Annotated in this window: 16 protein-coding genes and 2 pseudogenes; 16 read left to right on the forward strand and 2 right to left on the reverse strand. The window is 39.9% G+C overall.

Features of this window, described 5'->3' with window-relative positions; genetic code table 11:
* Window positions 1–46 precede the first annotated feature (46 nt).
* The 12 genes and pseudogenes from MKY10_RS01200 to MKY10_RS01255 all read left to right on the forward strand — a co-directional run.
* A pseudogene (locus MKY10_RS01200) lies at window positions 47–397 on the forward strand (glutamine--fructose-6-phosphate aminotransferase); the annotation flags it as partial.
* Between the two features lie 471 nt (window positions 398–868).
* Window positions 869–1036, forward strand: coding sequence for a sporulation killing factor (gene skfA, locus MKY10_RS01205; RefSeq protein WP_009966416.1), 168 nt, complete (start codon window positions 869–871; stop codon window positions 1034–1036).
* A 66-nt stretch (window positions 1037–1102) separates the two neighbouring features.
* Window positions 1103–2335 carry a sporulation killing factor system radical SAM maturase gene (gene skfB / locus MKY10_RS01210; protein ID WP_003234902.1) on the forward strand — a complete coding sequence of 411 codons (1233 nt, stop codon included), beginning with the start codon at window positions 1103–1105 and terminating at the stop codon, window positions 2333–2335.
* Complete coding sequence (gene skfC, locus MKY10_RS01215) at window positions 2332–3822, forward strand: sporulation killing factor biosynthesis protein SkfC (RefSeq protein ID WP_003246417.1); 1491 nt, start codon at window positions 2332–2334, stop codon at window positions 3820–3822. Before skfB ends, skfC begins: the two co-directional genes overlap by 4 nt.
* A gap of 18 nt (window positions 3823–3840) precedes the next feature.
* Window positions 3841–4560, forward strand: coding sequence for a sporulation killing factor ABC transporter ATP-binding protein SkfE (gene skfE / locus MKY10_RS01220; RefSeq protein ID WP_003234899.1), 720 nt, complete (start codon window positions 3841–3843; stop codon window positions 4558–4560).
* Window positions 4553–5968, forward strand: a complete 1416-nt coding sequence (skfF, locus tag MKY10_RS01225) for a sporulation killing factor system integral membrane protein (RefSeq protein WP_003234898.1) — start codon at window positions 4553–4555, stop codon at window positions 5966–5968. Before skfE ends, skfF begins: the two co-directional genes overlap by 8 nt.
* 46 nt (window positions 5969–6014) lie before the next feature.
* A complete protein-coding gene (gene skfG / locus MKY10_RS01230; RefSeq protein WP_003234897.1) occupies window positions 6015–6530 on the forward strand; it encodes a sporulation killing factor biosynthesis/export protein SkfG in 516 nt (171 codons plus the stop codon).
* Between the two features lie 4 nt (window positions 6531–6534).
* On the forward strand, window positions 6535–6960 hold the full coding sequence (gene skfH / locus MKY10_RS01235) for a sporulation killing factor biosynthesis/export protein SkfH (RefSeq protein ID WP_048654975.1): 426 nt from the start codon (window positions 6535–6537) through the stop codon (window positions 6958–6960).
* A 248-nt stretch (window positions 6961–7208) separates the two neighbouring features.
* Window positions 7209–8186 carry an alpha/beta hydrolase gene (locus MKY10_RS01240; protein ID WP_015715154.1) on the forward strand — a complete coding sequence of 326 codons (978 nt, stop codon included), beginning with the start codon at window positions 7209–7211 and terminating at the stop codon, window positions 8184–8186.
* Between the two features lies 1 nt (window position 8187).
* Window positions 8188–8859 (forward strand): two-component system response regulator YbdJ, encoded by a 672-nt coding sequence (gene ybdJ, locus MKY10_RS01245; protein WP_015252948.1) that lies wholly within the window; start codon window positions 8188–8190, stop codon window positions 8857–8859.
* Window positions 8856–9842 carry a two-component system sensor histidine kinase YbdK gene (ybdK, locus tag MKY10_RS01250; RefSeq protein ID WP_017694961.1) on the forward strand — a complete coding sequence of 329 codons (987 nt, stop codon included), beginning with the start codon at window positions 8856–8858 and terminating at the stop codon, window positions 9840–9842. The genes ybdJ and ybdK overlap by 4 nt, the downstream gene beginning before the upstream one ends.
* A gap of 58 nt (window positions 9843–9900) precedes the next feature.
* Window positions 9901–10160 (forward strand): annotated as a pseudogene (locus MKY10_RS01255) (hypothetical protein).
* Here MKY10_RS01255 and MKY10_RS01260 read toward each other — a convergent pair.
* Window positions 10145–10915, reverse strand: a complete 771-nt coding sequence (locus tag MKY10_RS01260; RefSeq protein ID WP_017694962.1) for a protein kinase — start codon at window positions 10913–10915, stop codon at window positions 10145–10147. The pseudogene MKY10_RS01255 and the gene MKY10_RS01260 sit on opposite strands and share 16 nt — an antisense overlap.
* Window positions 10916–11000: 85 nt before the next feature.
* Window positions 11001–11858, reverse strand: coding sequence for a hypothetical protein (locus MKY10_RS01265; protein ID WP_014478664.1), 858 nt, complete (start codon window positions 11856–11858; stop codon window positions 11001–11003).
* 131 nt (window positions 11859–11989) lie between these two features.
* On the opposite strand from MKY10_RS01265, the gene MKY10_RS01270 reads away from it, so the two are divergent.
* The 4 genes from MKY10_RS01270 to MKY10_RS01285 all read left to right on the forward strand — a co-directional run bounded on the left by MKY10_RS01270 (window position 11990) and on the right by MKY10_RS01285 (window position 15448).
* On the forward strand, window positions 11990–13174 hold the full coding sequence (locus MKY10_RS01270) for a DUF4885 domain-containing protein (RefSeq protein WP_014478665.1): 1185 nt from the start codon (window positions 11990–11992) through the stop codon (window positions 13172–13174).
* Window positions 13175–13491: 317 nt separating this feature from the next.
* The gene (locus MKY10_RS01275) at window positions 13492–14880 is read left to right on the forward strand and encodes an amino acid permease (protein WP_048654978.1); all 1389 of its coding nucleotides are present in this window, start codon (window positions 13492–13494) and stop codon (window positions 14878–14880) included.
* A gap of 111 nt (window positions 14881–14991) precedes the next feature.
* Entirely contained in the window at window positions 14992–15240 is a 249-nt protein-coding gene (gene csgA, locus MKY10_RS01280; protein ID WP_003234887.1) for a sigma-G-dependent sporulation-specific acid-soluble spore protein CsgA, read from the forward strand.
* A 16-nt stretch (window positions 15241–15256) separates the two neighbouring features.
* Window positions 15257–15448, forward strand: coding sequence for a DUF5370 family protein (locus tag MKY10_RS01285; protein ID WP_003234886.1), 192 nt, complete (start codon window positions 15257–15259; stop codon window positions 15446–15448).
* Window positions 15449–15452 lie beyond the last annotated feature (4 nt).

Consider the following 15452-nt stretch of genomic DNA (forward strand, 5'->3'; position numbering starts at 1 on the left):
TCAAAGTCAGTCCATGCATGAGCCTTCCAAGGGCCGACATCGTTCTGTATGTGTCGAAGGCGCACTGAAGCTGAAAGGGATTTCTTAAGGCTTTTCCGCTGAAGTACGGTACGATTGCCTTGATCGAACACTGGAAACACAAGAGAACGTAAACCTGAACATTCGCGTAAACGTCAAGGAAGTTGCCACTTGGGGAGTAAACACTTGCATCATCTCGCTGAAAGGCCTAGACAATGCGGATGACATATTCGTATTGCCGGAAGTAAACACAGCGCTTGCTCTGTTTCCGTTGGTTTCTGTTGTCGGTTGCAGCTGATTGCTTACTAATGATGCCCTGCATCTCGGTTGTGATGTCGATAAGCAGCGTAACCTTGTGAAGAGTGTTACTGTGGAGTAAGATGTTTAACCCCTTTGGATATTTTAGCCGAAGGGGTTTTTAGTATAGATATTTGATTTAAATTACAGGAGACTTCATTCATTTAACTAAAGTCATTGCTTTCTTAATCACTAAAGTTTATTTGAAAATAATCTCTTGATTTATTTTCCTCGAAGAGATTGTTTGTCAATCTATTAGGCATCAGAATTTTTATAACAGAATGGATCGTCTTTTTGACGTTTTGTTTATAGAACAAGAAAATATTCAAAACATAAGTGAAAAATTAGGGGTGAGCTCCTGTTTTTCTCGAGAGGATAGCTTGTCAGCTTTTCTATTTTTAAAGGGTTAAAATATTCTATTTATACTAATTAATGTAATTTTTAGGATAATATACAAAATCCCCCTTACTTCGACAATTGCAATCTGGTATTATCGTATCGCATGGGAGCTATGTCAATAGACTCTATGCAAAAATTGAGAGGAGGTTTACTTATGAAAAGAAACCAAAAAGAATGGGAATCTGTGAGTAAAAAAGGACTTATGAAGCCGGGAGGTACTTCGATTGTGAAAGCTGCTGGCTGCATGGGCTGTTGGGCCTCGAAGAGTATTGCTATGACACGTGTTTGTGCACTTCCGCATCCTGCTATGAGAGCTATTTAACATTTGAGAATAGGGAGTTGAGCGTATTTGCTTATACTCCTTATTTTCTCTTAAGGGGGATTTTATATGTCATATGATCGTGTTAAAGATTTTGATTTGCCAGAGTTAGCGGTTCATTTACAGCCTCATGGTGCTGTAATGATTGATAGAAAAAGTATGTTTTATTTCAGACTCAGTGGACGTGGAGCACAGTTGGCGTTTCTGTTATCAAAAAACAAAAATCTTCATAAAACGGCACGTATTTGGGAGATTATGAAAAAAGAAGAGATGAGTGCTGACCAATTAAAAGAAGAGCTTAGTGCCCATCCATTTACGGAGGCTTGGACGGAAGGGCTGTTAGATCAGCCTTTACACGTTTCGGGTTCGCTAGATTCATATTTACCTATTAGTTGTACCTTACAGTTGACAAATGCTTGTAATTTAAGCTGTTCGTTTTGCTATGCCAGCTCAGGTAAACCATATCCTGAGGAATTATCTAGTGAACAATGGATATTGGTTATGCAAAAGCTAGCAGCCCATGGAGTTGCTGATATTACGCTGACCGGGGGTGAAGCAAAGCTGATCAAAGGGTTTAAAGAATTAGTCGTTGTTGCAAGTTCGTTGTTTACCAATGTGAATGTATTTAGTAATGGATTGAACTGGCGAGATGAAGAAGTTGAATTACTTAGTCACTTAGGCAATGTTTCTGTACAGATTAGTATTGATGGTATGGATAATACACATGACCAATTAAGAGGCAGAAAAGGCGGCTTTAAAGAAAGTATGAATACCATTAAAAAATTATCAGAAGCAAACATTCCAGTGATTGTCGCTATGACCATTAATGAGTCCAATGCTGATGAAGTATCAGATGTGGTGGAGCAATGTGCCAATGCGGGTGCTTTTATCTTTCGTGCAGGAAAAACGTTATCTGTTGGACGTGCGACAGAAGGCTTTAAGGCTTTGGATATTGATTTTGAAGAAATGGTTCAAATACAGCTTAGGGAAGCACGTCATAAATGGGGAGATCGCCTGAACATAATTGATTGGGAGCACGAAGAGAGTTCGTTCACAACAGATTTTTGTACACCAGGATATCTTGCTTGGTATATAAGAGCAGATGGATACGTAACTCCTTGCCAATTAGAAGATTTGCCGCTAGGGCATATTTTAGAAGATAGCATGGCTGACATTGGTTCACCTGCTCGTTTGCTTCAGTTAAAATGTGAAGCAAAAAATTGCAAATGTATAGGGAAAATTGAGCTATCTGAACCGGACTTACCTTTTCAAAAAGAAGTCAAGGCAGGGATTCAGGAATGAATAGTCTATCATTGGTGTTCTGGAGTATTTTAGCAGTTGTTGGATTACTGTTATTTATTAAATTCAAACCCCCAACAATTGCTTCACTACTCTTAAGCAAAGATGAGGCAAAAGAAATAAGCATTCAATTTATAAAAGAGTTTGTTGGGATAGATGTAGAGAACTGGGATTTTTATTCAGTATATTGGTATGACCACGATACAGTAAATAAACTTCATCACTTAGGCATACTTAAGAAAAATAGAAAGGTTTTATATGATGTTGGGTTGGTCGAATCATGGAGAGTCCGTTTCGTTCACCAGAATCAATCATTTGTAGTTGGTGTCAATGCCAATCGAGAAATCACTTTTTTTTATGCGGATGTTCCGAAAAAAACCCTTTCGGGGAAGTTTGAACAAGTTTCTCCAGAGACACTCAAGCAGAGGTTAATGGCTTCACCTGATGGACTTTGGTCTAGAGCAAATATGACTGGTACTGGTAAAAAAGAGGAGGATTTTCGCGAGGTCAGTACTTATTGGTACATAGCGGAAGCGGGAGATATTCGGCTCAAAGTGACTGTTGAATTACAGGGCGGCCGAATTTCTTATATTGGTACTGAACAAGAAATACTAACAGATCAAATGAGTAAAGTCATTCGAGATGAACAAGTGGAATCGACATTCGGAGTATCTGGTATGCTGGGTTCAGCTTTAGCGATGATCCTTGCGATTCTCATCCTTGTATTTATGGATGTGCAAACAAGCATAATCTTCAGTCTTGTTCTGGGTTTGTTGATTATAATATGCCAGTCATTGACGCTGAAAGAAGATATTCAATTAACAATTGTAAATGCTTATGATGCAAGAATGAGTGTCAAAACGGTCAGTTTATTAGGTATTTTGTCTACACTTCTTACAGGATTATTAACAGGATTTGTAGTATTTATATGTTCATTGGCAGGAAATGCGCTTGCTGGTGATTTTGGATGGAAAACGTTTGAACAACCAATAGTTCAGATTTTCTATGGAATAGGAGCAGGGCTCATTAGTTTAGGAGTGACTTCTCTGCTGTTTAACTTATTGGAGAAAAAGCAATATTTACGAATTTCACCTGAGCTTTCTAACCGAACTGTCTTTCTATCAGGTTTTACCTTTAGGCAAGGATTGAATATGAGCATACAAAGTTCAATTGGAGAAGAGGTCATCTATCGGCTATTAATGATTCCAGTCATTTGGTGGATGAGTGGAAATATCCTCATCTCCATTATTGTATCTTCCTTTTTATGGGCGGTGATGCACCAAGTAACTGGATATGACCCAAGGTGGATACGTTGGCTGCATCTATTTATATTCGGTTGCTTTCTGGGAGTTCTCTTCATCAAATTTGGTTTTATTTGTGTATTAGTAGCTCATTTCATTCATAATTTAGTACTCGTCTGTATGCCGCTGTGGCAGTTCAAGCTTCAGAAACATATGCATCATGATCAGCCAAAGCATACTTCACTCTAATGATTAGGAGAAGATTTGATGCAATTGATGCAAGTACAAAATTTAAGCAAATGCTATCGAAATGGTGATGGGGTTGAACATTTGTCTTTCTCAATTCAACGAGGAGAAATCGTGGCGCTATTGGGGCCAAATGGAGCTGGAAAAACAACGACAATTCGATGTTTGACAGGTCTCTATAAGCCGGATAAAGGAGATATCCTCATTGAGGGTTCTCCTCCAGGAGATATAAATGTTCAAAAAAAAGTCGCGCTTATTCCTGATCAGCCATATTTGTATCCCGCTTTAACTGCTGCTGAACATATTCAGTTTAGGGCAAGAGGATATCATCCAGGTAAAAAAGATGTAAAAGAAAGGGTTTATCATGCATTGAAGGAAGTGCACTTGGAGGAGAAAGCAAACCAATTGTGTGGTCAGCTGTCAAGAGGCCAAAAGCAGCGGGTTGTCCTGGCGGGGGCGATTGTTCAAGACGCTTTGCTGTATATATTAGACGAACCGACTGTGGGCCTTGATATCCCATCAAAACAGTGGCTCTCTAACTGGTTAAAAACTAAAACCGATCAAGGGTGTTCAGCATTTGTATCAACTCATAGTCTAGAGTTTGTTATAGAGACAGCAGACAGGGTGATATTAATTAGAGACGGCAAACTCATGCAGGATTTGTATGTTCCTCAATTCGAAGAACAAGCGGAATGGAGAAAAGAAGTGATTCGTCTTCTAGGGGAATGGTCAGATGAATAATATCATTTCTTTTTTATGGCTTCAGTCAAAAAGGCGTTTTGTAAGTCAAGGTCAGGAAAAAAAAATGCCTTTTTTGATCATGCTCCTTTTTGTTGGGGCCATCGGATTTCAAGTAAGTTTTGTTTCTAGATCTACGACATGGGATATGAGTATTGCTGGTTGGGTACTTACAGGTGTTTTTATCCTTTATACGGCATTTGGACTTTTTTCAAATCGATTACCAAGTCAAATGGCAGATATTATATGGCTTTATGGCACTGCCACATCTTTTTCAAAAGTTGTGTATAGTGTTTTATTTTTCAGCGTCACTTGGAAGGCGTTGCTTTGGATCATCTCAGCCATATTCGGTGATGTATTAATTGTGCTTCTGTCTGGTGATCATATCAATTTATTAGGCCGATCCATAATTTTTGTAGGGCTCTTTTTTATCGCTGAAGTGTGGTTGATGTCGGTCTCTTGTGCCAGAACAGTGAAGAAAATGAAAAGGGTATACGTTTTAGTCTTTCTTCTAATGTTAGGCATTTACTCCATATGTCTTTATCGCTTCTTCTTTCTCCAACATTCATCTGGGATATGGGAGAGCATTGCCCGTTTTATTAGTGGCGTTGGATTAGTGTTTGATACATTGTCACCGTTGTATGTGGTTGTATTTATTGGGATTATCACAGTCTCTTTTATGACAATTGCTTTTACGAGCCGTCAGGTAGAAATGAAGGAATCGTTGGTGAAAGAAGCTGAATTCTGGGAGGAATTTCAAGAACGTCAATTTGGTTCAGGTCAAATTATACAGAAACCAAAAACGACTTGGTGGGGCTTGCAAGGTCTAAATGGCATTTGGTCTTTTCTGTGGTTGGAACTGTTGCTTTTTAAAAAATATTTATTTTTTCATAGCATTCATACGGTCATGCTCAGTGGCGTCTTTTATGTCGTCATTTTCATGTATCCAGAATGGTTTTATCTTCTTTTCTTTCTTATCGTCTCGGCAGTCATGTTAAGTTCCTATTATTCAGGAATTGTCAGACATTCTCAATCAGGCACCCTTCATTTATTCCCCGGTGCCCTTTGGAAAAAAATCATTATTCTAGAGCTGACGAATACAGTCTGGTTGTATATTCTTTACTGTGTTTCTATTACTTTTATGGCAGTTGGGAATTTAGTTTATTGGTATATATATGGCTTAGGGATATATATATGGTTCATGACAATAAGGCTTTTTGCTTTTACCCATACAAACCGAAACGATATTAAGCTTTCATTGCCTCAATACTACAAGTCATTTTTTATGGCATTAGGCCTGAGCGGCATTTGTTTGTATGTCATTCATTTATTGACTGCTGACTGGTATACATTAGTGGTGGTCGTCTGCATAGGGAGCCTAAGTTGGTGCCTGTTTTATCGTTTCAGATAGTGGTTATGTAGAGTTATTGTTTTAAAACGAGGAGAGGGGCTCTTTTATGAATTCAAATGGTGATAAATTGTCGTTATCTGTTCAGAATTTAGCGAATACAAATGAGATCACAATTGTTCAAGCGATAGGTGAGCTAAAGAAATCGGGAAAAGATGCAATACCAGTTTTGGTTGAGGCCTTAAAAGAGGAAGGCTCTTTGTGTAATATTGCTGCAGCTGTTTTAGGTGAGTTTGGGGAAGACGCGAGTGAAGCAGCGGAGGAGCTATCATGTTTATTAAAAAGTCATGCCGAAGATACAAGAATGGCAGCGGCGATTTCATTAATGAGAATCGGGAAGCCCAGTCTGCCCTTTGTCATCAAAATCGCTCAAGAAAGTGAAGGGCAATCGTGCTTTTGGGCATCTTGGTGTATTGCATGGATTGATCCGTCTTGCATTGAACCTAAGATGTATAAATGTCTAAAATACGAGCATGAACATCCTTCAGGAATAGTTGCTCCGTTTGCGGCTGAAGAGGCGTTAGGAAAGCTGATTGCTTTTCAGCTGAAAGATAAGGAGGACTGAAAGGATGAAAGATGAACAAATGTTGACTGAATGGCCAAGTCATTTACCATGGTTGAATCAATCACAGAATGATTTTACATTTCCAAGTGACACATATCTTCTTCTTTATTTTTGGTCAATGAGCTGTCCAAACTGTCACCAATTAACAGACAAAGTCCTTCAAGATATAAAGGATATGAATGTGAAAGTAATCGGAGTACATGTCCCCTATATAGAAGAAGAGAAATCTATGGAGGTTGTCTTGACGTATGCTCTTGATAGGGGACTAGCTATTCAGATTGTATTAGACCAAAACTATGAGATCGTCACAACTTGTCACGTACAAGGCATCCCCAGCTTTTGTCTATTAAGTCAATACGGTCAGATCATTACTAAAACGATGGGAGATGTTGGTTGGGATAAGATGTTAAAAAAGATTGCAGGCTTGTGAAATTTTCCGTCTTGTATGTGCGACAAACGGTTGAATATTATGATGAAACGGTCCTTCCTATAAGCAGGAAGGTTTTTTAATGAAATATTTTTTTATTAGTAGGTAAATTCATCAAATGTTCTGCTATGCTCCAAATGTACACCTTTCCGTAAGGGCAAAGTTAAATGTGAAAATAAAACTGTTCCAAAGTTAATCAGAAATTTATTTTCATATTGTATCCTTTCAGTATCACGTGAAAGGAGCATCATATGAAAACATTATGGAAAGTCCTAAAAATTGTTTTTGTCAGCTTGGCTGCTTTGGTTTTGCTTGTATCCGTCTCGGTATTTATTTATCACCATTTCCAGCTAAATAAGGAGGCGGCACTGCTGAAAGGTAAAGGCACAGTAGTCGATGTTGACGGTAAAAAGATGAATGTGTATCAAGAGGGAAGCGGGAAGGATACGTTTGTGTTTATGTCCGGTTCGGGGATTGCTGCGCCTGCTTATGAAATGAAGGGGCTGTACAGCAAGTTTTCAAAAGAAAATAAGATTGCTGTTGTAGATCGGGCAGGTTATGGATACAGTGAAGTGTCTCACGATGACAGAGATATTGATACGGTATTGGAACAGACGAGGAAAGCGCTTATGAAAAGCGGAAATAAGCCTCCTTATATTTTAATGCCTCATTCGATATCCGGGATTGAAGCGATGTATTGGGCACAGAAATATCCTAAGGAAATCAAGGCCATTATTGCGATGGATATTGGATTGCCCCAGCAGTACGTCACGTATAAATTGAGCGGAGTTGACAGATTGAAAGTGAGAGGGTTCCACCTGTTAACCTCGATTGGTTTTCATCGGTTTATGCCTTCCGCTGTATATAATCCTGAGGTGATTCGGCAGTCGTTTTTAACTGATGAAGAAAAAGAAATCTATAAAGCCATTAACTTTAAGCAATTTTTTAATGCAGATATGGAGCATGAGCTTTTACAGTCTTACCAAAACGGCAGCAAATCTGTGAATCTGCCGGCACCAAAGGAAACTCCCGTCTTGATTTTAGATGCGGTCTCTGACCAAAATAGACATTCAAAGTATGCTATACAAAACCGAAAAGACTATGAAGCGTTTGCGGCTCAATTCAATACTGCCGATATAAAGGAACTGAGGGGAACACACAGTATTTATTTATATCAGCCTGATCAAATATATAAACTGTCCATGGAGTTTATGAGAAAGGTTCGCTAGGATGAAGGGATATCATATTTTAATCGTGGAAGACGATGTGATGATTGGTGAATTGCTGCAAAAGATTTTGCAGCGTGAGGGATATCGTGTGATATGGAAAACAGATGGAGCGGATGTGCTTTCGGTGATTCAGAAGGTGGATTTGGTCATTATGGATGTGATGCTGCCGGGTGAAGACGGGTATCAAATGTCTGCAAAAATCAAAGAGCTGGGGCTGGGCATTCCGGTAATTTTTCTTTCGGCCCGTAATGATATGGACAGCAAGCTTCAAGGTTTACAGATCGGCGAGGATTATATGGTAAAGCCCTTTGATCCGAGAGAGCTGCTATTAAGAATGCGGAATATGCTTGAGCATCATTATGGGACCTTTACGCAAATCAAACATTTGTATATTGATGCGGTAACGAAAAAAGTGTTCAATGAAAGCCTGCATGATGAGGTATTATTTACTGCGATTGAGCGGAAAATTTTCTTTTATTTATATGAAAATAGAGACAGTATCCTGACAAAGGAACATTTCTTTGAATATCTATGGCAACTCGAAGATAGAAACCCGAATATTGTCAATGTGCATATTAAAAAAATTAGAGCTAAAATCAATGATCAAGCGGGTGAGATGATTGAAAATATATATGGAGAAGGGTATCGGCTGAATACCGTTGTGAAGAAATGAAGCTTAAGACAAAATATCAGTTGTTATTGTTTACGGCCGTCATTAGTGTTCCAATGCTATTGCTGGCGGTAAGTGTTTTGATGTCGGTGATTTATGACAGCATGTTTAAACCGATGAATCATGGTATGCCCTTTCACAGGTCGTTTGCGTACCCGGCAATGATCGTTGTATTTTTGATATCACTCTTATTGTTAGCTTTTTTATTTTCAAAGTCGATTCATTCTCTGTTGCATAAAATCAATCTATTAAATCAAACCATTCGGCATTTGGCGAGTGATCAAAGGGTGCCCGATAAAATTGAAGTGAAGCGTGCTGATGAAATCGGGGAACTGATCAAGTCGGTCAATTTGTTAATTGAACGGACGACATATCGTGAACTGGAGCTGAGACAGCAAGAGGAAATCAAAAAGGAGCTTTTGCAAAAACTGCGGCATGACATTAATACACCTTTAACGGCTCTCAGGCTGCAGTTATTTTATTTGGAAGACCAATGTCATGGTCAGGCTGTATTCGAATCATTGTATCAGCAAATCGAATATATCTCGGAATTAACCAATGAATTCAATCTATATTCCGCTGAGACGCTGGAAAGCTCTTATATTGTAAATGAAGAAGTGCGTCTAAACGAGCTATTAGAAACAGCGGTGAAAAAGTGGGATTATTTATACAGTATGAGTGGGATTGAGCTGCACTATAAGGCGGCAGATCAAGATGTGATATGGATGAGCAACGCGTTATGGATGCAAAGGCTGTTTGATAATATTTTTCAAAATACGTTAAAGCATTCAAAAGCTGAAAAGATGGAAGTCACGATTGAACATGACAATGTTTTTATTCGTGATGACGGTATTGGATTTGATCGGAATGAGAGCAGTGAGGGACTTGGGTTAAAGATTATTGAGGATACATGCAGGCTGCTTGCGATTACTTATGAGCTGCATACAAATGATAGCGGAACGGGGTTCTTGTTTTCAAAAGAGTGACCCCGCTGATGTTTTTCTTTCTCCTATAAAATTTATATAATAGGGAGAAAGAAATGGGGTGAACAGCATATGTTTAAAAAAATCATCAAAACGATTAAGTACCTCTCAAGCAGTTCTAGTGACCGATATCGCAGACACCGGCATTACAGCAGCAGCCGGCGCAGACATTATCGCAGCTACAGCAGCTCGGGCAAAAGAAGACACTACGACCGTTATGGCGGCAGTCATCGTTACAAACGCCGGAGCTACAGCAGCAGTTAATCCAAAAAAGTTCTTGTTCCGCTTTTGGGACAAGGGTTTTTTTATGTGACCGATTGAATGGCCCGGTTTAGATCCTCGCGAATGGAAGCGGTGTGCTGATACTCTTCCTCAATGCCCAATAATCTTTTCAGCAGCAAGGTTACTTCCTTTGTCAGTGTTAATTCCTCCAGCCAAGTGCCGTTTTTCTTCTTTTTTCCTTTATATTGAGAGTACAGCAGGAATAACAGCGTTTCTCCGAGATCGAAGAAGTCATCCTGTTTTCGTACCTTTATTTCCTCCATTTCTTCAGGAGTCAATTGTTTGGCAAGGCCGAAATCGATGAGGCAGAGCCTGCCGTCATTGATGATGATATTAGGCGTTCTGATGTCGCTGTGGAAGATAAGGCGATCATGCAGGTATTCTATAATCTCAAGCAGCTGCGAAATCAGTTGTAATGCCATAAGCTCTGTGAACGGCTGTTTTCGAAAAAATAATAATTCTTCTATATTCTCTCCCTCAATGAACTGCATGACATAATAAGCCTGTCCGTCTATGATGAACTCATCTATGAAGCCCGGAATTTGCGGGTGGTGAATGCTATTGAGCAGTTTTATTTCCTGTTGGAATCGGACTTTCTCTTTTTCCTTTTTCGCTTTTGTCGGCCGAAGCTGTTTTAAGACATAAGGTGTTTGAGTTAGGATATCGGTGCACAAATAAACCAAACCGTAGCCTCCCATACCGAGGCACTCTTCGATTTTGTATTGATGATTTAAGATAACGCCGTTCTTTAGAGGGCGGTCAAATAGCAGTTTTTTTAGAAGTTTTAATGCCATGTCTGCACTTCCCTTGGTTGTACTGACTATAGTTTACCTTCTAGACAGAGAATAAAAAAGAGCCGGATCACCGGCTCGGTATAAGTTAAAACTGCTTTGTCACGTCGTATTCATAATCTATTTTTGCTTTTACGTTGCTCATCGTCGATCTGGCTGTCGCTAATGTATTATATTTAAAACTCCATACCTTTGCCACACTGAGTTGATCTGACAAAGAGATATCATAAGACCCTGAAGTCGAGCTGTTTACAAGAGCACGGCGCCATTCGTTGTTTTCGCTCGTCATGATCAGGTGGCGTGTATTTCCCTGGCTTGGTGTTTGAGTGGCGGTTGTCTGAACTCTGGTTACAATGGCATCACGCGGTATCCCGGATTGGTTTGTTAAATCAACCTTGATCACGCTGGAATCAGAACCTGAGGGGCTAAGGCTTGTATTTCCTTTATTTTCAGCAGCGCCGCTGAATTGGAATGTTCCGCTGCCTGATTTGATTCGGTCTTCAATTGAAAGTGTAAAATACATGTTTCCGGTATAGGTGCCTCGTGACACTTTCACATAAAAGGTATCCGTCGTGTTTTGGGCGTCTGCATTTGCATAAATAAAAGAAGAAAACGTATTAGGGTTAATGACTTCTGTCCCTTGAGAAACAGGTATTCTATTCTTATCATAAATTTCAATTTTCATCCCTGTATACGCGCTCTGGTATGTACTCCTCACGTATACTTTTTCTCCCTTATTAGCTGTAAAAGTGAAATAGGCTTCATCTTGACCAGCTTCCAGTATTGTTGTATCGATATTTTTATATTTCCAATAACCGATCGGCATTGCGGTATCAAATGAATTGTTTCCTGTGATAGCAGTGACTCCGGCAGCTGATGCCGAATACGTAAAGGTGAATAAGACAGACAGCATAACAGCGAATGGAATAAGCCATTTTTTCACCATGCAAACAACCTCCTTTTATTTCCATCATACATAATAACGATTTAGGTGTAAATAAATGTTTTTTGAGGTTAATATATACATTATCTTTGCCGATAAAAAAGAATAAGAGAGAATACTCGGGAGGGAATTCAATGCGTCTGAATCGGCAATTTATCCGCACTCAGCTGATGGCACAGAACATATTGAGCAAGAATGCGCCTGCCAAACGGGAGAATGCGACTGAAAATCCAGCGGCAGTTCTGGAAAAGGCATACAGCAGGCTTAAGTCACAATCTTCAACTGGGGGAATCAATCAGTTCAATTATTCTAAAACCAGCGTGTCGGGAAACAGCGGGGCGTTCAGCAAAGTGTATCAATCAGCGAATGATCGAACAGTGACAGACACAGGGGAAGAAACAGTGATTCAATCCCAAAACCACTATGAATCTGAGAGTGATATCAGAATCAAAATACTAGATGAAAAATACAGCAGGATGAATGCGATTAATAAAACAAAGTCTGATCCATTAGGCTATATTAAGGATAAGTACCAAAATTCAAAGTCTCCTTATTTCAGAAGTGATCTGTCAGCTGCAGAAAGACAGGCCGCTTACGATAATGAAACAGAATGGTTATTCAAAGGGAAGGCGCAAAACTATAACCTTCAGGATGCTGTGTTTCGGAATGTCACATTTCATGGGGAAGTGGAAGCTGAGAATGAAAAGGTGTATCAGCGGGGACAGGTTAACCAGCAGCTGCAAGTACTGTTGAATCGAAACCATATTCATATTCCAGAGGGGACAGAGCTGACGTTTACAATCACACCGATTGACTATCAGGTGCGGGTAAGCGGGTCAGACGATCAGGATCTGATCAAGCAAATTGAGCAAGTGCTGCAATCTGGAGACAACAGCAAAGAACTATTTTTGCACATCATGAAAAGCCAAAGCAGTGATTCAGCACAATTTTCCGAAGAGGCCTATCAAAAGTATCAGGCTGCTCGTGAGATGTATGAAGTTACAGGCTACCATTTGAAGGATTTAGAAGTGATTGATGGGCGGTACGTCACGCCTGAGGGACGTGACTTAATGGATGTATATAAGGAAGAGCTTGAAAAAGATCCAGTGCAGAAACAAACGGCTTCTTATGCTATATCTTACTATCGTTCAGAGCTCAGTAAAATCGCGGAAGCCGGGTATAATGCCATTCCGGATTTCATCCTTTCAATTGATTACAGCAATGGATCTCTGAGAGATGTGGGACAAAGCAAGAGCTATGGGACCGGAGATACCGGGTGGCTTGAAGCATTAAAGCGTCAAACGGGTGTGAATTATTAGGTAAGCTGTTCATGTAGGACAGCTTATTTTTTATGAGAATCTAAGGGGTGAATTAATCCCAATATTCAAATAATTTTATTATTTTTATATAAAAGATTTTAAAAGAAGTGAACGATTCAAAACTCTGAACAAAGGTGTTTGCCTGAAAAAAACAATTGTATTTTCCAGAGAAATTTATTATGATGAAATAAGTAATTTAGGAGATTATATAACAATTTTAAGTTTGAATTTTCTGATTGTTATCACTGATTCATGTGAAGGCAAGCAGGTCTGCTGTTTTCTCATTTATGAGTATTTTGTTAGGAGGAGGAAGAGGAGTGGCAAATAAAGAATTAAAGAGGGGCCTGGGCGCGCGCCATATTCAGATGATCGCCTTGGGCGGTACAATCGGTGTTGGCTTGTTTATGGGTTCTGCCAGCACGATTTCATGGACTGGCCCATCTGTCCTTCTGGCTTATGCAATATGCGGAATTTTTATCTTTTTTATTATGCGTGCGATGGGTGAAATGCTGTATGTCGAGCCGAGCACAGGTTCTTTTGCGACGTTCGGCCATCAATATATTCATCCGATGGCAGGTTATATAACAGCATGGAGCAACTGGTTCCAGTGGATTATCGTCGGCATGTCAGAAATTATCGCTGTCGGTTCTTATATGAAGTATTGGTTCCCGGATTTGCCTGCTTGGATACCTGGTATCGTGGCAATGGTGATTCTTGGTGCGGCGAATTTAATTTCTGTTAAGTCGTTTGGCGAATTTGAGTTTTGGTTTGCGATGATTAAAATCGTGACGATTATCTTGATGATTATTGCGGGAATCGGAATTATTTTCTTCGGTTTTGGCAATGGCGGAGATGCGATCGGTTTGACGAACCTGTGGTCTCACGGGGGCTTCTTTGCAGGAGGTTTCTCAGGTTTCTTCTTTGCACTGTCTCTTGTCATTGCAGCCTATCAAGGAGTTGAGCTGATCGGGATTACAGCGGGTGAAGCGAAGGACCCGCAAAACACGCTAAGAAATGCGATTCAAAGTATTATCTGGCGTATTTTGATTTTCTACATTGGCGCTATTTTTGTGATCGTGACGGTGTATCCTTGGGATGAGCTCAACTCACTCGGAAGTCCGTTTGTGTCTACGTTCTCGAAAATCGGGATTACGGCAGCGGCCGGCATTATTAACTTTGTCGTGATTACTGCGGCAATGTCCGGCTGTAACAGCGGTATTTTCAGCGCGGGCCGCATGCTGTATACACTGGGTGTCAATGGACAAGCACCGAAATTCTTTAAGAAGATTTCACGCAATGGTGTGCCGCTGTATGGCACAATTGCGGTGCTGATCGGTTTGGCTGTCGGTGTTGTACTGAACTATATCGCGCCGCCGAAGATCTTTGTCTATGTATACAGCGCAAGCGTGCTCCCAGGGATGATTCCTTGGTTTATCATTTTGATCAGCCATATCGGATTCAGAAAAGCGAAGGGTGCTGCATTAGATAAACATCCATTCAAAATGCCGTTTGCTCCTTTTACTAACTATTTGACGATTGCTTTCTTGCTGATGGTTCTGGTTGGCATGTGGTTTAACGATGATACTCGTATCTCCCTGATTGTAGGCGTGATTTTCTTAGCGCTTGTGGTCATTAGTTATTATGTGTTTGGGATTGGCAAACGCACGCAGGCCAATTTGACAAAAAGCGAACAAGCAGCTGAATAACGATAAAAAAGAGACATTCGCGGATGTCTCTTTTTTTATTTTTTGCGTATGGATTTTCCCTATTTTAGCAAGCTATAGGGTAAAGATAGCAGAAGGAAAGGTGTTCATAAAATGGATGTTACACTCGGTTATTTGCGCGAATCACTTTCGAATCATCTAGAAAATGAAGTCTGCCAGCGTATTTGCAAGAAGATGCTGGCGAAGCGTTATGCAAATGAAGAGGAATTTGTAAAAGACTTAGATGATAATGAAATGTCTTTTTTGAACCATGTATTAGAAAAAGAAATTAAGTATGCCCAGAATGAACAGGATCAAAAACGGGCCAAGGAATTAAACGAGGTGTATGAATTACTGCTTTGAGAAAGGCGGGTAAGAAATGGGAGCAATTGAACGAAGCGGATATACATTTCAGCCGGAGTTTAGCGTTGTCCGTCAAAACGGAGCCATCCATGTGTACCATCAAGGAGAATTTGTGGAAGAAATCGAATTTGAATTTAACGGGGAATATCCCGATCATGATTTGATTGAAGAGCTTGTGAATCATTATTGTTTTGAGCATGAGATTTAGAGCC

The organism is Bacillus sp. FSL P4-0290 (assembly GCF_037975435.1).
In the GTDB taxonomy this organism is placed as follows: Bacteria; Bacillota; Bacilli; order Bacillales; family Bacillaceae; genus Bacillus; species Bacillus subtilis.